Source organism: Rhizobium sp. TAL182, assembly GCF_002117725.1.
In the GTDB taxonomy this organism is placed as follows: Bacteria; Pseudomonadota; Alphaproteobacteria; order Rhizobiales; family Rhizobiaceae; genus Rhizobium; species Rhizobium esperanzae.
Genome location: NZ_CP021024.1, coordinates 2,851,790 through 2,875,513 on the forward strand (window position 1 = coordinate 2,851,790; position 23,724 = coordinate 2,875,513).

General features: G+C 64.2%; 25 protein-coding genes, 1 pseudogene and 1 riboswitch. Of the genes and pseudogenes, 12 read left to right on the forward strand and 14 right to left on the reverse strand.

The features are described from left to right. Window positions 1–149: 149 nt before the first annotated feature. A complete protein-coding gene (locus tag Tal182_RS14375) occupies window positions 150–1,424 on the reverse strand; it encodes an ABC transporter substrate-binding protein (RefSeq protein ID WP_085859853.1) in 1,275 nt (424 codons plus the stop codon). Window positions 1,425–1,627: 203 nt separating this feature from the next. Between Tal182_RS14375 and Tal182_RS14380 the strand changes: the two genes are divergently transcribed. The 3 genes from Tal182_RS14380 to Tal182_RS14395 all read left to right on the forward strand — a co-directional run bounded on the left by Tal182_RS14380 (window position 1,628) and on the right by Tal182_RS14395 (window position 3,989). After that, window positions 1,628–2,839, forward strand: coding sequence for an ROK family protein (locus Tal182_RS14380; protein WP_085859854.1), 1,212 nt, complete (start codon window positions 1,628–1,630; stop codon window positions 2,837–2,839). Window positions 2,840–3,197: 358 nt separating this feature from the next. Next, window positions 3,198–3,464, forward strand: a complete 267-nt coding sequence (locus Tal182_RS14390; protein WP_085859855.1) for a DUF2277 domain-containing protein — start codon at window positions 3,198–3,200, stop codon at window positions 3,462–3,464. 144 nt (window positions 3,465–3,608) lie between these two features. After that, window positions 3,609–3,989, forward strand: a complete 381-nt coding sequence (locus tag Tal182_RS14395; protein ID WP_085860944.1) for a cupin domain-containing protein — start codon at window positions 3,609–3,611, stop codon at window positions 3,987–3,989. Between the two features lie 101 nt (window positions 3,990–4,090). Here the strand turns inward: Tal182_RS14395 and Tal182_RS14400 are convergent, their stop codons facing one another. Both Tal182_RS14400 and Tal182_RS14405 read right to left on the reverse strand, forming a co-directional pair. Then, the gene (locus Tal182_RS14400) at window positions 4,091–4,537 is read right to left on the reverse strand and encodes a DUF4168 domain-containing protein (RefSeq protein ID WP_064806220.1); all 447 of its coding nucleotides are present in this window, start codon (window positions 4,535–4,537) and stop codon (window positions 4,091–4,093) included. A gap of 173 nt (window positions 4,538–4,710) precedes the next feature. Beyond that, window positions 4,711–5,574, reverse strand: coding sequence for a DMT family transporter (locus tag Tal182_RS14405; RefSeq protein ID WP_085860945.1), 864 nt, complete (start codon window positions 5,572–5,574; stop codon window positions 4,711–4,713). A gap of 179 nt (window positions 5,575–5,753) precedes the next feature. On the opposite strand from Tal182_RS14405, the gene Tal182_RS14410 reads away from it, so the two are divergent. Further along, entirely contained in the window at window positions 5,754–7,166 is a 1,413-nt protein-coding gene (locus Tal182_RS14410) for a PLP-dependent aminotransferase family protein (protein ID WP_085859856.1), read from the forward strand. A gap of 234 nt (window positions 7,167–7,400) precedes the next feature. Here Tal182_RS14410 and Tal182_RS14415 read toward each other — a convergent pair whose 3' ends face one another. Both Tal182_RS14415 and Tal182_RS14420 read right to left on the reverse strand, forming a co-directional pair. Further along, the gene (locus Tal182_RS14415; RefSeq protein WP_064803518.1) at window positions 7,401–7,802 is read right to left on the reverse strand and encodes a response regulator; all 402 of its coding nucleotides are present in this window, start codon (window positions 7,800–7,802) and stop codon (window positions 7,401–7,403) included. 11 nt (window positions 7,803–7,813) lie between these two features. Beyond that, window positions 7,814–8,065 (reverse strand): annotated as a pseudogene (locus Tal182_RS14420) (sensor histidine kinase); the annotation flags it as partial. A gap of 604 nt (window positions 8,066–8,669) precedes the next feature. Here Tal182_RS14420 and Tal182_RS14425 point away from each other — a divergent pair. Next, window positions 8,670–9,614 carry an IS110 family transposase gene (locus Tal182_RS14425; protein ID WP_085859857.1) on the forward strand — a complete coding sequence of 315 codons (945 nt, stop codon included), beginning with the start codon at window positions 8,670–8,672 and terminating at the stop codon, window positions 9,612–9,614. 78 nt (window positions 9,615–9,692) lie between these two features. On the opposite strand, the gene Tal182_RS14430 is transcribed toward Tal182_RS14425, so the two are convergent. Together Tal182_RS14430 and Tal182_RS14435 are read right to left on the reverse strand one after the other, a co-directional pair. Beyond that, on the reverse strand, window positions 9,693–10,322 hold the full coding sequence (locus tag Tal182_RS14430; RefSeq protein ID WP_064803522.1) for a PQQ-binding-like beta-propeller repeat protein: 630 nt from the start codon (window positions 10,320–10,322) through the stop codon (window positions 9,693–9,695). 27 nt (window positions 10,323–10,349) lie between these two features. Beyond that, complete coding sequence (locus Tal182_RS14435) at window positions 10,350–11,570, reverse strand: helix-turn-helix domain-containing protein (RefSeq protein WP_085859858.1); 1,221 nt, start codon at window positions 11,568–11,570, stop codon at window positions 10,350–10,352. 115 nt (window positions 11,571–11,685) lie between these two features. On the opposite strand from Tal182_RS14435, the gene Tal182_RS14440 reads away from it, so the two are divergent. Both Tal182_RS14440 and Tal182_RS14445 read left to right on the forward strand, forming a co-directional pair. After that, window positions 11,686–12,483, forward strand: coding sequence for a thioredoxin family protein (locus Tal182_RS14440; protein ID WP_085859859.1), 798 nt, complete (start codon window positions 11,686–11,688; stop codon window positions 12,481–12,483). Between the two features lie 5 nt (window positions 12,484–12,488). Further along, the gene (locus Tal182_RS14445) at window positions 12,489–12,818 is read left to right on the forward strand and encodes a hypothetical protein (protein ID WP_085859860.1); all 330 of its coding nucleotides are present in this window, start codon (window positions 12,489–12,491) and stop codon (window positions 12,816–12,818) included. 99 nt (window positions 12,819–12,917) lie between these two features. Here Tal182_RS14445 and Tal182_RS14450 read toward each other — a convergent pair whose 3' ends face one another. Further along, complete coding sequence (locus Tal182_RS14450) at window positions 12,918–13,517, reverse strand: SDR family NAD(P)-dependent oxidoreductase (protein ID WP_280952460.1); 600 nt, start codon at window positions 13,515–13,517, stop codon at window positions 12,918–12,920. Between the two features lie 179 nt (window positions 13,518–13,696). Between Tal182_RS14450 and Tal182_RS14455 the strand changes: the two genes are divergently transcribed. Further along, complete coding sequence (locus tag Tal182_RS14455; protein WP_011425924.1) at window positions 13,697–14,719, forward strand: LLM class flavin-dependent oxidoreductase; 1,023 nt, start codon at window positions 13,697–13,699, stop codon at window positions 14,717–14,719. 187 nt (window positions 14,720–14,906) lie between these two features. Further along, window positions 14,907–15,803 (forward strand): LysR family transcriptional regulator, encoded by an 897-nt coding sequence (locus Tal182_RS14460; RefSeq protein ID WP_085859861.1) that lies wholly within the window; start codon window positions 14,907–14,909, stop codon window positions 15,801–15,803. 22 nt (window positions 15,804–15,825) lie between these two features. Here the strand turns inward: Tal182_RS14460 and Tal182_RS14465 are convergent, their stop codons facing one another. The 3 genes from Tal182_RS14465 to Tal182_RS14475 form a co-directional block, all read right to left on the reverse strand. Beyond that, the gene (locus tag Tal182_RS14465; RefSeq protein WP_085859862.1) at window positions 15,826–17,064 is read right to left on the reverse strand and encodes an MFS transporter; all 1,239 of its coding nucleotides are present in this window, start codon (window positions 17,062–17,064) and stop codon (window positions 15,826–15,828) included. Next, the gene (locus tag Tal182_RS14470) at window positions 17,061–17,711 is read right to left on the reverse strand and encodes a helix-turn-helix domain-containing protein (protein ID WP_085859863.1); all 651 of its coding nucleotides are present in this window, start codon (window positions 17,709–17,711) and stop codon (window positions 17,061–17,063) included. The genes Tal182_RS14465 and Tal182_RS14470 overlap by 4 nt, the downstream gene beginning before the upstream one ends. Before the next feature lie 191 nt (window positions 17,712–17,902). Further along, entirely contained in the window at window positions 17,903–19,000 is a 1,098-nt protein-coding gene (locus tag Tal182_RS14475) for an adenylate/guanylate cyclase domain-containing protein (protein ID WP_085859864.1), read from the reverse strand. Between the two features lie 457 nt (window positions 19,001–19,457). Between Tal182_RS14475 and Tal182_RS14480 the strand changes: the two genes are divergently transcribed. Then, window positions 19,458–19,682 (forward strand): hypothetical protein, encoded by a 225-nt coding sequence (locus Tal182_RS14480; RefSeq protein WP_020921685.1) that lies wholly within the window; start codon window positions 19,458–19,460, stop codon window positions 19,680–19,682. 79 nt (window positions 19,683–19,761) lie between these two features. On the opposite strand, the gene Tal182_RS14485 is transcribed toward Tal182_RS14480, so the two are convergent. Further along, the gene (locus tag Tal182_RS14485) at window positions 19,762–20,070 is read right to left on the reverse strand and encodes a hypothetical protein (RefSeq protein ID WP_011425935.1); all 309 of its coding nucleotides are present in this window, start codon (window positions 20,068–20,070) and stop codon (window positions 19,762–19,764) included. Window positions 20,071–20,243: 173 nt separating this feature from the next. After that, window positions 20,244–20,690 carry an SRPBCC family protein gene (locus Tal182_RS14490; RefSeq protein WP_064803540.1) on the reverse strand — a complete coding sequence of 149 codons (447 nt, stop codon included), beginning with the start codon at window positions 20,688–20,690 and terminating at the stop codon, window positions 20,244–20,246. Window positions 20,691–20,956: 266 nt separating this feature from the next. Further along, window positions 20,957–21,099, forward strand: a riboswitch (FMN riboswitch). 79 nt (window positions 21,100–21,178) lie between these two features. On the opposite strand from Tal182_RS14490, the gene Tal182_RS14495 reads away from it, so the two are divergent. Both Tal182_RS14495 and Tal182_RS14500 read left to right on the forward strand, forming a co-directional pair. Further along, entirely contained in the window at window positions 21,179–21,613 is a 435-nt protein-coding gene (locus Tal182_RS14495) for a 6,7-dimethyl-8-ribityllumazine synthase (RefSeq protein WP_011425937.1), read from the forward strand. Between the two features lie 245 nt (window positions 21,614–21,858). Further along, on the forward strand, window positions 21,859–22,548 hold the full coding sequence (locus Tal182_RS14500) for a VOC family protein (RefSeq protein ID WP_085859865.1): 690 nt from the start codon (window positions 21,859–21,861) through the stop codon (window positions 22,546–22,548). A 303-nt stretch (window positions 22,549–22,851) separates the two neighbouring features. On the opposite strand, the gene Tal182_RS14505 is transcribed toward Tal182_RS14500, so the two are convergent. Next, window positions 22,852–23,628, reverse strand: a complete 777-nt coding sequence (locus Tal182_RS14505) for a DUF1194 domain-containing protein (RefSeq protein ID WP_064810710.1) — start codon at window positions 23,626–23,628, stop codon at window positions 22,852–22,854. Window positions 23,629–23,724 lie beyond the last annotated feature (96 nt).

Here is a 23,724-nt window from a genome sequence, read left to right on the forward strand (position 1 = left end):
AAAGCCGTCTCGCTCTCCTGCCGTCATGCTCGGGCTTGTCCCGAGCATCTGCCCCCGTTCAATTGGGCAGCAGATCCTCGGCACAAGGCTGAGGATGACGTCGAGTGAAGGGCACGGCCGTCGACAAGCCGGGAGCGATCAGCCACCCTTCAGATCTTATAAATCCGCTTCCGCGTCCCCTCGAGCCGCGTAAGGATGGCCTCACGCCGGTCGGGTTTAGCCATGAACTCCTGGAAGCCGACCAGGCCGGCCTGGGCCATGTCCGGGTCGCTGTCGCGGTCGTAATATTGCGAGGTGCCCTGCACCGTCTTCATCGTCTCGACAGCGATATTGACGAGCGGATCCTTACTCGGCGGCAGGTCGTGGCGCGGCGGCACATTGCCGCCCGGTTCTAGATAGGCCGCCAGGTTCTCCGGCTTGTAGAAATAGGCGAGGAAATCGCGCGCGCCCTGCTTGTTCTTCGCCTTGGCGGGGATATGAACCGAATTGACCGAGAACTCCTCGAAATGGCCGATCTTGGGATCGAGCACGGGAAAGGTCGCGTAGGCGAGCTGCGGCAGATCCGCCTCGGTGAAGGCGGAGCGCAGGAAGGCGCCGAGGTTCATCATGCCGGCCTTCTTCTGGGCCAGAAGTGCTGCGGCCTCCTGCCAGCCGAAAGAGGTATGGTTCGGCGTGAAAAAGCCTTTCGATATCATCGCTTCCCACTGGTCGAAGACCGGCGTCAGCGCCGGATCGAGATAGCTCATCTCGCCGTTCATCAGCGCCATGTGCCTGTCCAGCCCATTGATGCGCAGATTCATCTGATCGAACCAGCCGGCCGCCGGCCACAATTCCTTGGTGCCGATCGCAACCGGGGTGATGCCGGCCGCCTTGCACTTGTCGCCATAGGCCATGAAGTCCTCGGCGGTCTTCGGCACCGTCAGGCCGTATTGATCGAACACATCCTTGCGGTAGAACATGCCCCAGAGCGTGCCGCCCGTGGGCAACCCATATTGTTTGCCGTCATCGGTGACGGCGCCGGCGGTCGCGCCCAGCACGTCCTTGTATTTCTCCTTCTCGAAGAGATCGGAAATATCGTCGAACAGGCCGCGCTTGACGAAGGCGCGCATGCGGTTTCCCGAAAACCAGAAGCAGATGTCGGGCGCGCCGGCGACGAGATAATTGCGGATCGCCGTCTTGTGCGCCTCGTGGTCCATATTGTTGATGACGACATTGACGCCGGCTTCCTTGCCGAAGCCCGCCGCGATCGACTTCAGCGCATCGAGTGCGGCGCCGTTATTCTCGGATGAGATGACGGTGACTTCCTGCGCCTGTGCGATCGCAGGCATCGGAAAGCTGCCCGTGACCGCCGCCGCCGAAACCACCCCCGCCCCTTTCAGGAAGCTTCTGCGGGTGGTTGAGGGAAAATGCTTTAAGAATACCATTGAATTCCTCCCGGTTGATCGATCAACACCGCCTGGCCCGAGCCGCCTCCTCCTTGGAACGCGCTCGATCAGGCATTCAACGCGCCGACCCGGTGCCCTGACCTCCAACGTACAATCCCGCTGGCTCTGTTGATCGGCGGCCGAACTTATGCATAGATTGTGCAACCCCGCAATAATTAATTTACAAAATTAAGGAATGCATCGTGAAGCTGAAAGGCGACCAGACCACGGCGAGAGCCATGAACCGACGCCTCATCCTCAACCTTCTCCGCCGCGAAGGACCGAGGAGCCGCGCCGATATCGCGACCGTGATCGGCCTGAGCCCCGCCGCGGTTACCTTCGTCGTCGCGGATCTCTTGGAAGAAGGCATCGTCACCGAGGGCAAGGCAGTGCCCGGCCCCGCCGGCCGCCGGCCGATCCCGGTCGAGATCAATTACGAGCATTCGCTCGCCCTCGGCTTCAAGCTGATGGTGGATTCGGTGGAATGCGTGGCGACCGATCTCGCCACCAATCCCGTCGCCGCCATGCGTGTGGGCCTCGAGGGCCATGATCCGGATTATGTCGCAGACCTTTTGGCGGACACGGTCCCCGAACTGGTAAAGCTCTCCGGTCGGCCGAAAGCGAAACTCGCCGGCATCGGCATCTCCATGCCCGGCGTCATCAACCACGAACAGACCGCCTGCGTACGCAGCCATCGCTTCCAATGGGACAACGTTCCGCTGGCCGCGCTGGTGGCAAGCCGCGTCCACGTGCCGGTCTGGCTGGAGGACGATACGAACGCCTATGCCATCGCCCAGCAGCTCTTCGGCCTCGGCCGCCAGCACCGTAACATGGCCGTGCTCGCCGTCGGCGTCGGCATCAGCTGTGCGCTGGTCATCGACGGCAAGCTCTATCGCGGCGCAAACGGTGCCGCCGGCAAATTCGGCCACACGCTGTTCGAAGAGAACGGCCGCCTCTGCGAATGCGGCAAGCGCGGCTGCCTGATGGCCTATCACTCCGAACTCTCGATGCTACGCCGCTGGCGTGAGGCGACCGGCCGCGGTGACGAACTCGGCCTCCCCGAACTCCGCGAAGCGCTTTCATCAGGCGACACGACCGCCACCGCCCTCGTCGCCGAATCCGGCCGCGGCATCGGCACGGCGCTCGCCAACCTCGTCAACATCACCGATCCCGAAGTCATCGTCGCCGGCGGCGAAGCCGTCTCGCTTGGCGATCCGTTCCTTACCCCCCTCCGCGAAGCCCTCGCCGCCCGCACCTTCCGCGCCGCACCACCGCTACTCCCCGACTGGGAAGACAATTCCTGGGCGCGGGGAGCGGCGGCGCTGGTGACCCAGAAGATCTTCGACTTTGAATCGTCGGGCGGGGTGACGGATATTGCGACACTCGGCGTGAGAGGTTCGACGTCGGCGGCTTGAGGGTGAGAGCGACGGGATCTCTCTTGCCGGGGAGCGGTGCGGCATACCCCCCTCCGCCCTGCCGGGCATCTCCCCCACAAGGAGGAAGACCGGCAAGAGGTTGGACCATCGTTCCCTCACCGCCGCAGCGCAGCAGCTATACGGTCTTTGCTTGGGAAGCCATTGCGCCCAGCCGATCTCCCCACCTGTGGGGGAGATGCCCGGCAGGGCAGAGGGGGGGCACACGGCACGACGAAAAAGGCTAGCCCCCTGACCACCTCTCTCCCGGCCATCTCCCAGGCCTCGTTGCAATTCGCGCTCACGCGACTACCTTTCATGCGAGGCCACTTTCCCAAAGAGAACATCACGCGAGCAAGCCATGTGCCGAAACATAAAACCACTGTTCAACTTCGATCCGCCTGCAACGGACGAAGAGATTCATGATGCCGCGCTCCAGTTCGTGCGCAAGTTCAGCGGAACGACCAAGCCGTCGAAGCGCAATGAGGCTGCCTTCGAACGCGCGGTCAGTTCGATCGCGGCTTGCGCCCGCGAACTGCTCGACTCACTGGAGACGTCTCAACCGCCTCGCGATCGCGAGGAGGTCGCAGCGAAGGCGCGTGCGAGATCAGCGATGCGGTTCGCGTAAGCCAAGCCTCGTTCTCGCAGGCAATCTCAGGCGGGCAGATACACGCGCTTACAAAAATGAGGGTTTCCCGACACATACCTGGTTCAATCATCGACTGAAATGGCGATGCGGCTAATTGGCCGCCAATTCAGGAAGGATGACACGATGAAAATGATCCAGGCTATGGCGCTCGCCCTTGCTCTCGGCACTGCAGCGCATGCGGAGCAACCGCTGCAGCGCACCGATCTCGTCAGGAGCGATATCGACGTACCCGGCCACGAGGCCGTCCAGGTGCGGGTCGATTTCGCCCCCGGCGTTCTTGCGCCGAGACACGCGCATCCGGGCGAAGAGATCGCTTACGTTCTCGAGGGGACTCTTGAATATCGGCTCGACGGCAGGGAGCCGGTGACGCTCAAGGCCGGCCAGTCCCTATTCATCCCCTCCGGCGTGGTGCACTCGGCAAAGAACGTCGGCAGCGGCAAGGCTTCGGAGTTGGCGACCTATATCGTGCGCAAGGGCGAGGCACTGGTCGTGCCCGCCAAGTGAGGCCGCGTCAGAATTGCGGCGGGCGCAGGCAGCGCTCGCCGCGGGGATTTCTAGCCCGCCCGCCCCTCGTCCGACTTGAGGATGATGCAGGAGTGCGCTGTCTATTGCTGCGACTGCGCCGGCGGCGGTGTGCCGATCTTGTCCAGGACCTTCTTGGCCAGAGCCGGGTCGCTCTGCGCCGCCGTCAGGATAGACGAGTACTCCTCGACAGAGATAGCGTTGGAGGCTTTGACGGTATCGACCATCTGCTTCTTGGCCTCCTCCTGCAACTTTTGCTTGGCGGCTTCGTCCTTCGTCGCGTCGATCTTGGCCGAATATTCCTGCCTGACCTTATCGACCTGCACATAGGCAACGGCAAAGGCCTCGAGTTTCTGATCACTGACAGGGGCAGCCGCACCGGTACCACCCTGTCCTTGCATCGGCGCCTGGCCCTGTGCGGGCGGCTGCTGTTGCGCCTGGGCAAGCTCGGTCGCGGATGCCGGGCTGAGAGCAAGCAGGCTGAACACCGCGGCGGTCATCGTTGCGAGGGATGTGTAACGAGTGATCATTTTCATTCCTTTTCCGGTGATTTTGGACGGCAGCAAGACCGCCTCGGTCGATCGCTCAGCCGCTCGAAAGGCTGGCGAGGTCGCAACGATGAAGCCTGAAAAGGGCTCAGTGCGGCGATAACAGGGCCATTTGCTGACGATTGAGGGGCAGTTTTGTGGCCCGAAGTCAGCCGCTACTTCGCAAACTTTCGCGCGCCCATCACGCAGAGAATAACCGCGACCGTCACGCCAAGCATGGCCCACGTCACCGGCTCGTGCAGCAGGGTGGCGGCGAGCGCCAGGCCGAAGAAGGGCTGCAGCAGCTGCAACTGGCCGACGGCGGCGATCCCGCCCTGCGAGAGGCCGCGATACCAGAAGATGAAGCCGATCAGCATCGAGAACAGCGAGACATAGGCAAGGCCGATGAGCGCCGGCGTTTCGATGCCGGCGAAACTCGCCGGCCGGTAAACGTACGCGACCGCGATCATGATCGGCAGCGACAAGACCAGCGCCCAGGATATCACCTGCCAGCCGCCGAGCGTGCGCGACAATCGGCCGCCCTCGGCATAACCGAGACCGCAGGCGAGGATTGCCCCAAGCATCAGCAGGTCGCCGACCGGCGAGGCCGTCAGGCCTTGCATCAAGGCAAAGCCCGCCACCAGCGTACTGCCGAGAACCGAGAACAGCCAGAAGGCCGGCTTCGGCCGCTCGCCGCCGCGGATGACGCCGAAGGTGGCCGTTGCAAGCGGCAGCAAACCGACGAAGACGATCGAATGGGCTGATGTGACATGCTGCAGCGCCAGCGCGGTCAGCAGCGGAAAGCCGACCACGACGCCGAGCGCGACAACGGCGAGCGAGAGGATATCGCGCCCGGCCGGCCGCTTTTCACGAAAGACGATCAGCAGGCCGAGAGCCAGCAGCCCAGCGATCGCCGCCCGCGTAACGGTCAGGAAGACCGGATCGAACTGCGCCACCGCCACGCGCGTCGCCGGCAGCGAACCGCTGAAGATCACCACACCGATCAAACCATTGACCCACGCTGTCGTCATTCGCTCCATCATGCACTCCTTCCGAGATGTACGCCGTCGACGCCCTGCGGCCTTGAGAAAACGGCATGCATAACAATAACCTGAGGCGCGTTAGCTGAATCGAATTCGCAAGAACGGGCCGTCCAGCCTTATCCGCCAATACCGATAGCCACGACAGTGACGCTCTGATACGATTTCGCAAAACTGTTATGGTCCAAAGGGCAGTACGGATGAACGATGGGATAGCGGGGCGCACCCGCGTTGAAATGGTGATGGCGACGATCCGGCAGCGCATCGCCGGGCGCAGCCTGACACCGGGGGCAAGGCTGCCCTCGGTGCGCGGGCTCGCGGCCAGCATGAAGCTCTCGACCTCGACCGTCGTCGACGCCTATGAGCGCCTGGTCGCCGAGGGTGCGATCCTTTCACGGCCGGGTTCCGGCTTCTATGTCGCCAACCAGGCGGCCCCCTTCGCACTGGCCGAGGCTGGGCCGAAGCTCGACCGCGCCGTCGATCCTTTCTGGATTTCGCGGCAATCGCTGGAGGCGGATGAAGCCGATCTGAAGCCCGGTTGCGGCTGGCTGCCACCCTCCTGGCTGCCCGGCGAGGGCATGCGCCGGGCGCTCCGAACGCTCGCCCGCGCCGAGGGGTCGGCCCTTGCCGATTATGGCTCGCCGCTTGGCCTGCCGCCGCTGCGCCAGCTGATTTCGCGACGCATGGGCGAGCGCGGCATCGAGGCCTCGCCGGATCAGGTCCTGCTCGCCGAGTCCGGCACGCAGGCGATCGACCTGCTCTGCCGTTTCCTGCTCGAACCCGGCGATAGGGTGTTGGTCGATGACCCCTGCTACTTCAACTTTCATGCATTGTTGCGCGCCCACCGGGCGAAGATCGTCAGCGTGCCCTACACATCCTCCGGTCCCGATCTCGAACTCTTCGCGCAGACGCTCGCCGAACATCGGCCGCGGCTCTACATCACCAACTCCGCCATCCATAATCCGACGGGCGCGACGCTTTCTCCCGTGACGGCCCACCGGGTGCTGAAGCTCGCCGACCAGTTCGATCTTACCATCATCGAGGACGATATCTTCGCTGATTTCGAATACACGGCCGCACCTCGCCTTGCCGCCTTCGACGGGCTCGAGCGCGTCATCCATATCGGCAGTTTTTCGAAGACGCTTTCGGCCTCCGCCCGCTGTGGCTTCGTCGCCGCCAGGCCCGAATGGATCGAGGGCCTCACCGACCTCAAGATCGCCACCTCCTTCGGCGGCGGCCGGATGACGGCCGAGCTGGTGCTCAACGTCTTGAGCGACGGCGGCTATCGCAAACACATGGAAATACTCAGGCAGCGGCTGGCGCGCGCCATGACCGAGGTCTCGGCCCGCCTGAAGGGCTTCGGGATAAAACCGTGGCTGGAGCCCCAGGCCGGCATGTTCCTCTGGTGCCGCCTGCCTGATGGTATCGACGCGGCTGATGTGGCGCGGGCGGCGTTGGAAAAGCGGATCGTGCTGGCGCCGGGCAATGCGTTCAGCCTGTCGCAATCGGCGACGAGTTTCATGCGGTTCAATGTGTCGCAGACGTTGGATGCGAGAGTGTTTGCGGTGTTGGGGGATGTGTTGGGGAGGTAGGATTAGATCGAGGGCCTCATCGCACACCCAATCATGCACTTCGCTTACGCTCCGAAGCCGGAAGACCCCTCCCCAACCCCTCCCCACCAGGGGGATTTGCGGCGCCCGCGCAGCAAATATCAGCCTTTTCGCGGATGAACGACGAAGTGGGAAGCGCCGGTGCGGCAAGTTAAGCCCCTCCCCCTTGTGGACCCTTGTGGGGAGGGGTTGGGGCGGGGTCTTCTACCACCCCAATCAAAACGACCTATTAAGCGCCTTATCGTTCTCCAGCCGCGTCACACAGCCCTCCAGCTTGGCGAGCAGCAGGTCGAAGTCGAGTGGCTTCGTGAGATAATCCGCAGCACCGGCGCGCAGACCGGCGAGCGTGTTTTCCCGGTCTGTCAGCGCCGTCAGCATGATGAAGGGAATGTTGGAGAGCTCCGGGTGATTGATCTGGATTTCCGCCAGAAGCTGGTGCCCATCCATAACAGGCATGGAAATATCGCTGATGACGATATCAGGCCATTTCGACAGGATCATTTCCAGGCCCTCTGCGCCGTTCGAGGCCTCGAGCGTCCTGTAGCCGGCTTCGTTCAACTCTTCGACGAGGAGATTTCGGATATCGACTTCGTCTTCTACGCACAGGACTGTAACCATACGCTCTTTCCTTAAGCTGCGATTTGTTGATCCGACAATAGAAACTCTATTGGCAGAAAGATGGTAAATGTTGTGCCCTTGCCAAGCTCACTCGTCACCTCGACGGTGCCGCCGTGCGGTTCGACGACCTGCTTGACGACGTTCAGGCCAAGGCCGGTTCCGGCAATCCCCGTCGCGCTGCGGGCGCGATAATAAGGTTGAAACAGTTTCGGCAGATCATCCGTATCCATGCCGATGCCGCTATCGGCAATGGCGATTTCCACCAATTTCCCACTAACCGTGGCGCGAGTTATCGCCGGTCTGTTGCCGATCATGATCGTGCGTGCCCTGGCTCCACCAGGATCAGCGTGATATGCGATGTGAGCCTGACCTTCAATACTCGCAACCTTTTGATGGCGCCCCTTCCCTCGAAATTGACACGCAAAAGTTGACGGACGGTGAATTGCTATCGGCAGGTATTTGCGTGGCCGGAGCCGCCGGCACCCAAGAGAGCCTCATCCGGAGGCGGGGCCTCGAAGGACGAGGCGGGTGTGCTTGCGGTCGAGGGATGCAAGAAGCAGTGTTGAGGGCGTGCTTCGAGGCTCCGCCCTACGGGCTGCGCACCTCAACATGAGGGAGCGTTGGAGTTGCCGCGCCACAACAGCGGGGCATCGGAGAATATCTCACCGCAACCGCCAAGGAGGGCCACGCCGGCTTCCAAGAGAGCCTCATCCTTGTACGTTCCCGCTGCTGTATAATGCGGCTGTGCGACGGAGATGCGTGTCATCCCAGAGTTTTGAACTCGTGCCTCAGCAAGCATCTCCGTCGCCATGTCTTCGCTCGAACGGTTGATTGGGCCTTGAGCCCGCGTTGCAAGGAGGAGCAGTCATGCATGTCCCGCAAGCTTTCATGGTCGGCATTGATGTCTCGAAGGCCCATTTCGATGTGGCTGTCGAAGGCAAACGCGTTGTCCGTTTCGACAATGATGTGCCGGGCCGGGCCGCTCTGGCGACGGCGATAGCCGGCGCCGAGCTGGTCGTCGTCGAAGCCACCGGCGGTTATGAGATGGCGCTCGTCAGGACGCTGATGGCCGCCGGCATTGCCGTCGCCGTCGTCAATCCCCGCCAAGTGCGCGATTTCGCCAGGGCCAGCGGGCGGCTGGCCAAGACCGATCAGGTCGACGCCCGCGTCATTCTCCACTTCGCCAGAGCGATGCGGCCGGCACAGATCCCCCATATCGACGACGGCCGCATCGCGCTTGCTGCCCTCGTCGCCCGCCGCCGGCAGCTCATCGACATGGCGGTCGCCGAGAAGAACCGCCTCGAACATGCCCCGCAAGCCGTCGCCGCGCTGATTGGCGAGACCCTCGCCGCCCTCAAGAGCCAGCTCGCCCGCGTCGATGCCGCCATCGCGCTTGCCATCGAGGCCGAGCCCGACATGGCCGCACGCCGCGACCTGCTGCTGACCGTGCCAGGCATCGGCGAGGTCGGCGCCGCCGTGCTCATCGCCGAACTGCCCGAACTCGGCGCCATCGACGACAAGAAGCTCGCAGCCCTCGTCGGCGTCGCCCCGGTCGCCCACGACAGCGGCACCTGGCGTGGCCAGCGCCACATCGCCGGCGGCCGCGCCACCGTCCGATGCGCTCTCTACATGGCAACGCTCTCGGCCATCCGTTGCAGCCCGGCCATCAAGGCCTTCCACAAAAGACTGCGCGATGCCGGCAAACCACCCAAGGTCGCCCTCGTCGCTGCCATGCGGAAATTCATCGTCATGATCAACACGATTATCAAAAGACGAACCCCATGGAGCGAACCCCAACAACACGGTTGCTGAGGCTCCGCGAAGGGCGAGGCGGGTGCGCTGACGCCGGCTTCTTGTAAGGAGCAGCCCCCCACCCCGGCGGCGCAGCGCTCACGGCCGGCGCACGGCGCGGATCTTGCCGCTGTTGCCTCCGCCACAGAAGAAGCAGCCGGCGCCGTCGGATTCGAGCCCGGAGACGCCGGCGCCGTCCGGCATGTCGAGCCGTTCAAGCACCTCGCCCGTCTTCGGATCGATGCGTCTGACGTCGCTGTCGTCGCCCTCCCAGGTGCCGTGCCAGAGCTGGCCGTCGACCCAGGTGACGCCTGTCACGACGCGGTTGGATTCGATGGTGCGCAGGATCTTGCCGGTTTCGGGATCGATCTGATGGATTCTGCGGCCGCGATGCTGGCCGACCCAGAGCGTGCCCTCGGCCCAGGCAAGGCCGGAATCGCCGCCATTGCCTGGGGCCGGGATGGTGGAAAGAATCTGGCCGGTCTTCGGGTCGATCTTGTGAATGACGTCCTCGGCGATCTGATAGAGGAATTCGCCGTCGAAAGCCGTGCCGGCGTGGGAGGCGACCTCGATCGACCGCACCACCTCGCCGCTGTCGGGGTCGAGCGCATTCAGCCTGTCGCCTGAGGCGAACCAGACATGCCGGCCGTCGAAGGTGACGCCATGAACGCGCTCCGCGCCTGGAAAGGGTCCATATTCACGCAGAATGGTCGCAGCCGATGTCTTCATGTCTTCCTCCATGTCGGTTGACCCATACTAGTCGCTCGGCAGCGGTCCCGGGAGTAACAAGATCGTCGGGAAAGAGGAGAGCGGCGGGCTCATCCAGCGGCGTGCCCGCCCGCGTCCGATCGCTTGCACCTTCTCCTCGCCGGCGAGCGCATCCAGCGCTCGCTGCACGGTGCGCGGACTGGCGCCGAGAGCGATTGCCAGCGCCGAACTCGACCACGCTTCCCCATCGGCGAGGAAGGCAAGCACCGCCGCATGCGGCCCTTCGACGAGCGGGGCAAGCACTGCAACCTCAGAAGCGCCGGCAGGAGAAAGGGCAAAACCGCGCTTGGTAGCCGAGACTTCCGCCAGGCCGGCCAATTCCGCGCGCAGCCGACCGATCTCGACACGCAGCCGGGCGCGATGCGATTCATCGGCATGCTTGCCGCGGAAGGCGCGTGCGATCAGCGCGCCCCGCGACACATCCGCCGGCCAGGCTTCGGCAAGCGCACGAGCGAGCGCGAAAAGCACCGGCCGGCTCGCGAGCGGCACCACCGCTCTCGCCGTGCGCACGACATGGCGGCAGGCATCGACGACGAGCGTGCCGCCGGAAAAGAGCGCCTCCACCTCGGCAAGCAGCAGCGGCTGGTCATGCCCACGAGAAACCAACCGCGCCGCCGGCAGATCGAGCACATGTCCAGCGGCTTCGACCTCCGCCGTCAACACGGGCATATTCGCCCGCTCGGCCGCAAGCTGTGCCCGTTCGAGTGCTGCGCGGGCCGCATGCGTGCGCAGGCGCCGAACGGCGATCTCAACCGCAACAAGCTCATGGGCGGCCCGCAAGGTCGGCGGCAGCGGCGTCGGGTCGAGCGCGGCCAGCGCCTGCTCGGCTTCGTCGAGGCGGCCGATCAGCACCAGCCGGCGAATGGCGATATTGCCGGCATGGGCGGCGTTGACCCGGTCGCCATGCGCTTCCAGAACCTTGCGCGCCGCCTCCAGCGTCTTCGGCGGCCAGGTGAGATCGCGCGAGACGAGCGCGATCTCTGCCTCGGCGACGACACAGCGGGCGCGAGCCACCGCCTCCCGCGGTCCGAAAGCACGCACGGCACTCTTCAGCAGCGCCTTGGCGCGAATGAGGTCACCGAGCTGTGCCATGGCGATGCCTCGTAGCGCCAACGCCGGCGCATCGTCGCGCAGCGCCACCCGTTTCAGCGCGCCGAGCATATCGCCCGATGCCAGCGCCTGCGCAGCAGCCGTAATCAGCGAGTCCATTCAAATCCCGTCACACTTGTCACTCCCGGCGTTTGTCCCTTCGGCCGTAATCTCCGCTCAACGGCAGGCAACCGAGCCGGATGCTACGACGAGAGACAGGCAAAGGAGAAGACCCATGACGGCAATGCTGAACGCAACCCGCGAGCAATGGCTGGCGGCGAGACTCGATCTGCTCGAGGAGGAAAAGGAACTGACGCGGCAAAGCGATGCGCTGGCGGCCAAACGCCAGCAGTTGCCGCGTGTGAGGATCGACAAGGACTACCGCTTCGATACCGAAGGCGGCGGTGCTTCGCTGAAGGATCTGTTCGGCGGGCGTTCGCAGCTCCTGATCTATCATTTCATGTTCGGGCCGGATTACAGCGCCGGATGCCCCTCCTGCTCCTCGATCGCCGACGGCTTCAACGGCTTCTTCATCCACCTGGAAAATCACGACGTCGCCTTCTGGGCCGTCTCGCGCGCGCCGCTCGCAAAGCTTGAGGCCTTCAAGCGGCGCATGGACTGGAGCTTTCCCTGGGCTTCCTCGGCCGGCAGCGATTTCAACGCCGATTTCAGCGTCTGGTTCAGCCCGGAGCAGCAGCGTCTCGGCGAGATCGAATACAACTACCGTCGCGAACCGCCCGCCTCGGAACCGCCGGCGGGCAAGGCTGTGCCGGAATGGCAGTCGCGCGGCAGCGACGAACCCATCGTCCAGATCGCTTCGATGACCGGCACCGACGTTCCCACCTACGCCCGCGACCGCCCCGGCGTCAGCGCCTTCGAACTCATCGATGGCGACGTCTACCACAGCTATTCCAGCTATGCGCGCGGGCTCGACGGGCTCTGGGGCATGTATCAATGGCTCGACCGCGCGCCGAAGGGCCGCAACGAAATCGGCATCTGGTGGCGCCACCACGACCGCTACGGCAAGGAGTGACTGTCATGGCACTCTTCGCTCACGTCCCGAAACGGGCTGACGCCAACCCCTCCCTCGACACAGACAACTGGCTGTCGCTCGCCGCCGCCGCTGACGAACCCGCCGGCGAGCTGGCCAAACCCGCTCTCGCCGCTGATTTTCTGTCTCTCGCCGCCGCCCCGACCTTCGCGATCATGGCGCTGCTGACGGCCGCAACCGGCAGCGCCGACGTGATCTGCACCACCACGCCCGATAACTTCCCGCTGACCGGAATGGTGCCGATGTACCTGCTGATGACCGGCTTCCACCTGGCTCCGTGGCTGCGCCTTGTCAGTGGGGGCATGAAGCGATGCTGATAGTTCACCCGCTCGCCTGTGCTCGTCACACGAACGGAGGAGAGGGCGTGCCACACGGCATGCCATACAAACCTCCAGCATCTGCACCATCCAACCCGCCTACCAAAACCGGTGCCGGCTGCCCAGCGCCAGCCGCCGGCGCGGGTACGTCCTCGGCGCAGCGGCGCCGATCGCCAGCACAGCAACCGCGATGAGACCGAGGAGGAGCGGCGCCGAATACCTGTGCCGCGATCGGAGCCCGCCATCGATCCGGGCGGCGTCGGTGGAGGGCCAGTAGAGATTGCCGTCGCTTTCGGCGGCGCGCGGCGCCCGCTTGAAATAGGCGGCCATCAGCCGGCCGAGAGCCCTGGCGGCAAGATGGGGCACCAGCAGATGGGCAAGCCGCGTCGCAGTGGTGACCACGCCGACCGTGGTGGTGGCGCGCGGCGACCTGGCGACGCCGACGATCGCCTCAGCGACGCGGCACGCATCGAGAACCGGCGGCGGCGCGGTGACCTGGCGGCCGACATAATTGGCGCCATGCCTGAGGCCCGGCGTATCGACAAGGGCGGGATAGACGTCGCATACGTGAATGCGCGGCTTGTCGGCCACCTCCGCCCGCAGTGCTTCGGAGAAGCCGCGCAGGCCGAACTTGCTGGCGCTATAGGCCGCCGCTTCCGTGAAAGCGGAGTTCCCGAATGACGATCGCTCCTTGCGTATCCGGCGCGCCGGCCCGGGAAATGCGACTCATTTCCCGCCATTTACGAGCGTTGCCTCGCGTGCCGCTTCAGCAAGCGTCGCCGGCCAAGCGCGCCATTCCATTCCGGTTGTGATTGTCTTGCGCACCGAAACTATGCGATGACCGATCCATCATGAGATGCAATGGATAAAGGCGCGGCATGAAGAAGATCGGTTTTCTCTCGTTCGGGCACTGGACGCCCTCGCCTCAATCGCAGACGCGTTCGGCGGGCGACGCACTGCTGCAGTCAATCGACCTTGCCGTGGCGGCCGAGGAGCTTGGCGCCGATGGGGCTTATTTCCGCGTGCACCATTTCGCCCGGCAGCTCGCCGCGCCCTTCCCGCTGCTTGCCGCCGTCGGCGCCAAGACCAGCCGTATCGAGATCGGCACGGCGGTCATCGACATGCGTTACGAGAACCCGCTCTATATGGCCGAGGATGCCGGTGCTGCCGATCTCATCGCCGGAGGGCGGCTGCAACTCGGCATCAGCCGCGGCTCGCCTGAACAGGTGATCGACGGCTGGCGTCATTTCGGCTATGCGCCGCCGGAAGGTCAGAGCGAGGCCGAGATGGCCAGGCATCATGCCGAAGTTTTCCTCGAAGTGCTGCGCGGCGAAGGCTTCGCCAAACCGAACCCGCGGCCGATGTTTCCGAATCCGCCCGGCCTGCTGCGTCTCGAGCCGCATTCGGAGGGCCTGCGCGAGCGCATCTGGTGGGGGGCGAGCTCCAACGCCACCGCCGTCTGGGCAGCCAAGCTCGGCATGAACCTGCAGAGCTCGACGCTGAAGGACGACGAGACCGGCGAGCCGTTCCACGTCCAGCAGGCCGACCAGATCCGCGCCTATCGCGACGCCTGGAAGGAAGCCGGCCACACGCGTCGGCCGCGCGTCTCGGTCAGCCGCAGCATCTTCGCGCTGGTCGACGAACGTGACCGCGCCTATTTCGGTTACGGCAACGACGAGGGCGACAAGATCGGCTTCATCGACGAGAAGACCCGGGCGATCTTCGGCCGCAGCTACGCCGCCGAACCTGACGTGCTCATCAAGCAGCTTGCGGAAGACGAGGCGATTGCCGAGGCCGATACGCTACTGCTCACCGTGCCCAACCAGCTCGGCGTCGCCTACAACGCCCACGTCATCGAAGCGATCCTCACTCACGTCGCTCCGGCGCTCGGCTGGCGCTGACGGCGAGGCTTGTTGGCGCGAGCATTCGATTTGGGCAGTGGTGACTCGAAACGGCAGCTGTCGCCGACCACCATCATTTCGATGCGCCCGGGACCTAACTGGCGCGGCCGACGTTGATGGTGCGAGCCTTGAATCGGTCAAATCGCGACCGAGTTAAGGCTGCAGTTGAATCGCTCGAGTTGCCTTCATGCCGCGCACGAACCTGAACGATATCCTGATCTTCATGGCCGTCGTCGATGCCGGAAGCTTTATCGCCGGCGGCCAGGCGATGGGCCTCTCCCGTTCGGCAGCGGGAAAGGCCGTCACCCGTCTGGAAGAGCGGCTCGGCGCGCGCCTGCTCAACCGGACCACGAGGACACTGAGCCTGACCGATGAAGGACGAGTGTTCTATGACCACGGGCTGCAGATCCTGGCATCGGTCGACGAGGCGGAAGCGAGCATTGGGGGGCAAAGCGGTGTGCCGCGAGGCGTGCTCAGGCTCGCCGCTCCCAATGTCTTCGGATCGCTTGTCGTGCTCCCTTTGCTCGAGAAATATCTTCGCACCTGGCCCGACGTGCAGGTCGAAGTGAGCCTCACCGATCGCCCGGCCGAGCTTCTCGAGGATGGCTTCGATCTGGCGATCGCGATTGGCGCGACGCCGTCGGCGGCCGACAGCCGGTTGATCACGCGCGTGATCGCCAGTGACAAGGCGCTACTCTGCGCCTCGCCCTCCTACCTCACCGAACGCGGCATGCCCCGCGATATAGCGGATCTCGCCGCCCATGACTGCCTGTTCTTCACCAGCCGCGGCCAAAGGCAGGGTTGGCGCTTTCGCAGCGGCGGCGGCTGGATCAAGGCCCAGGGGCGCAGCCGCCTGAGGCTCGACAGCGGTGAAGCCGTTCGCGACGCCGCCCTGGCCGGCCTCGGAATCGCCCTTCTTCCGGACTTCGTTGCCGCCGCCGATTTGACCGCCGGCCGTCTCCGGCAGGTCCTGCCCGACCTCGAAACCGACGACACGAAGATCGTGGCGCTCTATCCCGACAAAGGCGTATTGGAGCCGCGGGTGCGCTGCTTTATCGATCTGATGATCGAGGAAATCGGATAAGGCTAGAGCCTGCGCGGGGGACTCATGCCATGGCCTTGTCAAAACCACGGAAGCTCTTGAGCGCCAGCGGAGCGAGAGTCGCGGCGAGATAAGCGAGCCCGCAGAGGAGCACCGCTGAACCAAGCCCGATCGTGCTGATCAGCGCGCCGCCGACGAGGCCCCCGAAGGGGATGAGGGCAAAACAGAGGGCGGTATTCATCGCGGTGACGCGCCCGGTTAGCGGCTTGGGGATACGCTCGAAGATCACCGCCGACAGAATGGGGTTGAGGAAACCCGAGGCAAAGCCCGCGATTGCGAGCGTCGCAAAGACGGAGCCGAGCGCCGCATCGACCGCGAGCACCAGAAAGCGCGGAAATCCGGTCAGGAGGAAGGCCACGGTATAGACGATCAGACGCGGCATGCGCTCGCCGATGACAGCGGCGATCGCCGCGCCCGCGATGGACGAGCCGGAGAAGGCGGCGAACATCGCTCCGAGCAGCTCCGGCCCATGACCGGCGTTCTTCGTCCAGACGGGCAGCAGCACGGCGTGATAGGCCTGATCGAGCAGATTGGTGATCGCCACCATGGTGACAATGCTGACGAGCACGGCGTCGCTGCGCAGAAAGCGCCAGCCTTCCCGGAGATCGTCGACATAGGAAGGCACCCTGCCCCGCCGAGCGTCCAGCGCGGCGGGCAACTCCGGAGCGCGCCGCATGCCGGGTATGCCGGTCGCGACGACCAGCGCTGCGGCGGCGAAGGTGGCGGCGTTGACGAGGAGCGCCTGCCCCGGGCCTATCAGCCCGATCAATGCGCCGGCGCCGGCAGCGCCCACCGTCGAGGCTAGCCGTTCGATGGCGCTGGAGACGCCGGTCACCCGTTCGAGCGGCACGGCCGCCAGCGCAGCGATATCGGGAACCATCGCTTGCTTGGCGGCATCGGAGGGGCCTCGCAGCACCCCCATGACAAAAACAACGGGCAGCAGCACCGGCACGGTCAGCATGCCGAAGAGATCGACAATCGGCACCAGCCCGACCACAATAACGGAAGCAGTGTCGCAGATGATGGCGATGCGCTTGGCGCCGATGCGGTCGATCAGCGGCCCGCCGAGCGCCTTGGCGAGCACATAAGGCAGCATCTCCATCATCGCCGTCAGACCGGTCAGCACGGGGCTGCCTGTAGCGCTCAGCACCAGCCAGGGAATGGCGATGGTCGATAGCCGGCTGCCGGAAAGCGAAAGCGTCTCTGCGGCGGCAAGTGCTCGGAAAGGCTTGCCTTTTCTCACGGCTCGTCCTCCCGCTCGCGGTGCGGCAGGCGGCCCGGATAGGGGAAAGCGTGCAGCATGACATAGAAAGGAACCATGTCAGGATTCCGGGACGCCGCCTCCCCCAGTGGTGGGGCGGCCCGCATGGCTTCCAGGATGATATCGCTCAGCCGTTTCGTCAGGGCCTCGGCCTGGTCCGCCGTCATCGGGATGATGATGTCGTCGGCCGCCGTCGCCTTGCGCCATTCCGCCGGCAGCTCGGCATATTCCTCCAGCGCCTGCTGCATCTGGCCGACCTGCAGCGAGAGGGCCGCCTGGTTGAAGGCCATGTCGAGATCGAGCGCCTCGCCTTCGGCTTCGCTCGGGGGGACCGAGGTCAGCTCGTGGCTGGCGCGCCACCAGCGGTCGCGTCGCGAGGCATGCGGCGCTTCCTCGATGAAACCATATTGGGCGAGCTGGCGCAGATGATAGCTCGTCACGCCGCTGTTCAGGCCGAGCCGGACGGCGAGCTGCGTCGCCGTGGCGGGGCCGTCGATCCTCAGCATGCCGAGCATGCGCAGCCGGACGGGGTGGGCCAGCGCCTTCAGTGCGGTCGGTTCGGGCACGACACGGCTGACTATGCGCGAGGCAACAGCATCTGCGGCAGGTTCGGAGTTCTGCTCTTTCATGATCCCATCATATGATCGCAAACATATCTTTGCAAAAGTTTCTTTGCAAACTCTCTTCCTAAGGAATATTTGAAAACGATCTTCGGCAGTGGCTGGAATGATCACGCGCCATACGAGTGATTAACAATCATGATTCTTGTGAGCGCCAAACATGGCATGGCGGGCGCATTCGGGCAGCGCCATCTCGGGGCTCAATCCTCGGCCAAAGTGAAGACGGCACAGGGCTCGGCGATGCCGCGCAGGGTGTGCTCGCCGAGCCGCGTCAGCGCGGCCTCGGTATTCGCAGCCACCGCGCCTGAGATCAGCACGCTGTGGCCGAGCGGCTTGCAGAGCCCTTCCAGCCGGCTGACCAGATTGACCGCCGGGCCGATGGCAGTGAAATCTAGCCGGTCGGCGGCGCCGATATTGCCCCAGAGGATTTCGCCGAAATGCAGCGCCGCACCGAAGGGCAGCTGCGCCAGCCCCTGCGCCCGGCGCATCTGGTCGAGATGGACCATGCCGGCGCGGCAGGCGGCGACAGCCCGAAGCGCCGCCTCGCAGGCCTCCCGATCAGCTCCGGCCTCGTTGCCGGAAGCGGCGGTGACGGGAAAGATCGCCAGCACGCCGTCGCCGATGAATTTCAGCACCTCGCCACCGAAGGCGTGCACGGCGCCGGCAACGCGGTCGAAATAAGCATCGAGCGCTGAAATCATCGCCTGCGGCTCCGTCACCTGAGAAAGCGCGGTGAAATCCCGCAAATCGGCGCAGAGAAGAGCGGCGCGAATGGTTTCACCGGTGCCACGGGCAAGCGCACCCGACTGAACCCGAGCCGCACTGCGCCGACCGAGATAGGCTTCCAGCAGTGCTGCCCGCGCCTCCCGTGCCGCAAGGGCTGCGAGCGGCGCGACGGCAAAACGCGCGACCTCCTGCAGCCGCGCGGCTTCATCAGGAGCAAATTCGTCCGCCCCTTCCCCCTTGGCGATGCCCGCCCAGCCAAGCATGGCGCCGTCCTGAGAAGCTCCAACCCTCTCCTCCCAAACCGGCCCGAGCCCGGCCAGCCATTCGCGCCCGGCATCGCTTTGAGGTGCGGCGGCAAAACCCAGCGCCTCGATGACGGCTCCGGTTTCGGCCCGCCACAGCCAGGTACGCCGCGCGATGATCGGATGCGGCACCGAAAGTGTCAGCGCGCCGCCGGAAAGCGCCAGACCATCGGCCAGCAGCCGGCGCCCGAGCTCGGCCAGAAACCGTTCGGGACCGGGCGAAGCCGCAGCCTCGTCAATCAGCCAGGCAAGAGAGGAAGGCAGATCCATGGGTTAACATTGGCATTGCAACAGGACGTGGGCAACCCCGGGACATCAGCCCACGGACACTCCTGCGGCCTCTGAGGAGGTCTCCGGTCTCCGCCTGTTGGCAACCAAAATCTCCTCCGTCATGCTCGGCCTTGTGCCGAGGATCTGAGATGATCCAATTATGCGTATGAAAATAAACGGTTGTCGTCCAAACAATCGCCCTGGTCAGATACTCGGCACAAGGCCGAGCATGACGGAGGAGATTTTGTCGGCAAACCGAGGACACCTCTGGTGTCCGGAGGATTTCCTATCGGCACTTGCTCTCGCCGAGTCCCTCCTCAACCCTGTCAACCCCACCGCCCGACAACTCTGTGGAAAACCATTCGCCACGGTGGAAAACAACCGAATAAACACGTTTAAATTGCGCGACATTGATTCGATTATGTGCCAGCTTGTCATCAGCGATTGAGGGGTTGCGATGGGCACGACATACTGGCCGAAAGACCCGCTTGACGGGAATGACATGACGCTATTGACGTCGATCCTTCGGCGGTGGTGTGCGCGCTATGGGATCGAGTTTACGGCCGAGGAAAGCAAGCGGAAGGCGAAGGAACTCATCGAATGGTTCGAGTTCGGCGTCAAGGATCCGGCCGAGCTCGAAGAGCTGATTGACGGAAAGCACTGGCTCGTCAGCCGCATCTGAGCGCGGTCGTTATTTCAACAGATAAAGGCCGGGCGAAACATCGCACCGGCCCTCGTTCGTCCGCTTCTGTCCAAGGCTTTTAGTAGTCATCCCGCCAGCGGCGTTCGCGGTCCCAGCGCCGCTCATAGCGCCAACGCGGGCCATCCCAATCGCGATGACGCCGCTCCCAGCCCCAGCGGGGCGGACCGCCATAGAAAGCTACAGGCGGCGGGCGGCGCCAGTTGCGCCGGCATTCGCCCCAGCGGGTCAGGTGCCAGCCGCGACCACAGGCGTAGTCGACCTTTGTGACAGTGCTCTCAACCTTGATTGCCCCGATCGGCATCGCCTGAGCTGTGCCGATCGAGAGGCTGCCAGCGAGCAAGGCAGCCGCGATAGAAAGTGCCTTCATCGAAAACTCCATTTCATCCAGCCGCAATCACCTTAGGACCACCAAATTGAACTGGAGATGAACTGCACGTTCATGTTTACCGACGAAAAAGCAGCACTTTCTTGACCGCGGCGGATCGTTCTTCCCGCAGCGTCAAGCGCTTGAGGAACATCCCGCCGCCTGTCGAAAACCGTTCATCTCCTGCCGTAAAATGGATCTGGGCCAGGGTTCCGCCCGGCGGCGACCTCGGTGAGCCGTCCGAGGTAATGCGCCCAGCCTTCCTCATGGCCAGCGCATTGCTCCGCACTCGGCAGGCCGCTATGGGTGAGCCGCAAAAGCGTCCCGCCTCCCTGCTCGATCAGGTCGATCTCGACCAGACTCGATCCCGGCGGCACCACCTCGCTGCCGTCCCAGCCGAAGCTGTAGGCAAGCCGATGCACCGGCACCACCTCGCGAAACGAGCCGCGCGCAAAGCGGGCGCCGGTGACGTTGACGAGATAGAGCCCGCCGGGCTCCGGCTCGACCTCGGCTTCCGTCCCCATCCAGCGCAGGATCTTCTCCGGATCGGTCATCAGCGCAAACACCGCCGCCGGCGGCGCCGCAAGATGCGCCTCACGGCGCACGACGAAAGATTCTGGCATGTCTCTCTCCCATGGTTGCTGCCCCGGTTCGGGGGAACGACACATCCTGCTGTTTTGACGTGAGTGTCCTCAGCGAAGCATGTAGGCGTGAAGATACGCCTAGCAAGGGCGGGCATCCTGTAACGCGCGCTTAGCGTGAGACCCTCACCGGCCTCGGCGCGGCAACCTGCGGGCACCTCAGAATGAGGCTCGCTTGGGTTACAACCCGCACCCATCCGGAAACCATCTTACCTATTGCCAGCCCGCCGCCTTGCCCCTATTGTCCGCGCCGTTCTCAGGGCGGGGTGAAAGTCCCTACCGGCGGTATGCAGTTTCGATTGCGAGCCCGCGAGCGCCTTCCTCGGAAGGGTCAGCAGATCAGGTGAGATGCCTGAGCCGACGGTCATAGTCCGGATGAAAGAGAACGTGCGCTGCTGCTGCCCTCCAGGCTGGCGGCGGATGCTCGTGATCGCCTTGGGTGACGTGTCTGTACGCCAAAGGAGATTACTATGACACCCACCCGTTATGCCTTCGTCAAAGCCGGCTGGCACGCCGATATCGTCGACCGTGCGCTTGAAGGCTTCCAACAGCTTGTTCCCGCCGAACAGATCGACGTATTCGACGTCCCCGGCGCTTTCGAAATGCCGCTGCTGTCGCGCGATCTTGCCGCGACCGGACGTTATGCCGCCGTCATCGCCGCCGCCTTCGTCGTCGACGGCGGGATCTACCGCCACGAATTCGTCGCCCAAGCCGTCGTCGATGGCCTGATGCGTGCAGGCATGGATACGGGCGTGCCGGTGCTATCCGTTTCGCTGACGCCGCACCACTATCAGGAAACCGAGCATCACACGCAGATCTACCGCGCCCATTTCGTCGAGAAGGGCCGCGAGGCGGCACGCGCCGCCCTGATGATCGGCAAGACACGTGCCGCTCTTGCGGCCTGAAGCAGGTCGCGCAAAAGTGTGCAGCGGTTTGCGGCAACATGCGTGAAAACAAAAACCTAAAGCGCAAAGAGCGAATCTGAAAGATCGCGACGCGCTTTAGCAGCCGCGCGACAGGCGGCGGGATCGGCCCGCCGTCTCTTCTGCTCCGATAGAATAATTGATTCGACGCCCCGAACGCGCTGTGGTCCACTCGACCCCGACATGTATCGCCATTCTTAATGCGTCCAAACCCTGAGGAGCTGAAGATGAGCAATGCAGTGCGCAGTGACCCCCCCACCGAATCCACGAGAACACGACCGGTCGACACCAAGCTCGAAGTGGTCGTCATCCCCGTTTCCGACGTCGACCGCGCCAAACGTTTCTATGACGGCCTGGGCTGGAGGCTCGACGCCGACTTTGCCAATGATGCCGATTTTCGGGTGATCCAGTTCACCCCGCCGGGCTCCGGCTGCGCCATCATCTTCGGCAGGAACGTCACGGCCGCCGCCCCCGGCTCCGCGCAAGGGCTCTACCTCATCGTCTCCGACATCGAGGCCGCGCGGCGCGATCTCATCGCCCGCGGCGTCGAGGTGAGCGAGGTCTTCCACGACGCATCGGGCGTCTATGCCGGCAAGGACGAGCCCTATCTCTTCGGGCGCCTGCGCATCGCCGGCCACGACCCCGAGCACCGCAGCTACCGTTCCTTTGCCTCGTTCAAGGATCCCGACGGCAATGGCTGGCTGTTCCAGGAAGTCACCACCCGCCTCCCCGGCCGCATCGACGCCGATGAGACGGCCTTCTCGACATCGAGCGACCTTGCGGCGGCACTCCGCCGCGCCGCCCAGGCCCACGGCGAACACGAGAAACGCAACGGCGGCAAGTATGATGAGAACTGGCCGGACTGGTACGCCGAATACATGGTCAGCGAACAGGCCGGCAGGCAATTGCCGTTGTAGGTGGCGGCGGCAGACGTTGGGAGCACCCGGCTCGCCTTCAAACCCCTCATGGTGGGCTTCTTTCCTTTTAAGCGTGCCGTGTGCCCCCTCTGTCCTGCCGGACATCTCCCCCACAAGGGTGGAGATTGGCAAGTGGCCTGACCGTCGCTCCCTCCCAGCCGGCAGCGACAATCACGACGCTTTAGTTGTTTGGGGAAGCCGTTACGCCCAGCCGATCTCACTCCTTGTGGGGGAGATGTCCGGCAGGACAGAGGGGGGTGCGACACGGTGTCCTCTCATCCCAAGTCGCGCCGCAGCCACGCCTCACCGATCGAATATATCCCGCCACTGCTTCTCGCCGATCAGACAATCCGTCGTCGGCGCGTCCGCAGCGATCCTCTCCACCCCAGGCGACGGAGAAATGCCGCTGATCTCGAGCACCAGCTTGCGGCGCACCGCGATGGCGAAATCCTCGATCTTGTGGACCGGCAGCACGAAGCTGCCGGGGCCGCCGATCACGCAATCGGCGTAATATTTGTCGAGCCCGCCGGGGGCATCGGAAGGACGCAGCATGATGGTCAGGCCGTTGATGATCATGCCTGACGCCACCGCCTTGTCGCGCGCGGGTATGACGGGATCGCCGGAATTGTTAGGGCCGTCGCCGGAAACGTCGATCACCTCGCGCCTGCCGCGAAAGGGACCGGTGGCGATCATGCTGGCGCCCTGATCGATGGCGGTGGAGATCGAGGTGCGCCGTTGCGTGGCAATCGGCCGGGCGTCGAGCTTGCCTGCAAAGGCGATCGCATCCGCCTCCGTCTCGATGACCTGCCAGTCGATCATCGAGTCCTGGACGACATAGCCCGCCCATTCGAAGTAGCTGATGGCGATGCGGCCGGTGAGCCCGCCCTTGACCGCATCGATGAATTCCTTGTGCTTGAGCGCCTCGACATATCCATCGCGCTGAATGCCAATCTCCTCGAAATCCATTGACCGCGAGGTGTCGACGGCAAGCACCAGCGTCACATCGACCTCAGCTGGCACGGTTTCAGCGGCCGGCACGACTCCTGAAACACCCATGAGCACCGCAAGCGTTGTCAGCATCGGCAAATCCCCGCGCCACCCCAAGCCGACAGACTTTACCACAGCTTGGCCGGGGCAGGATGCACGGTGAGGCGCTGGGCTTCAATTTTCGGTGAT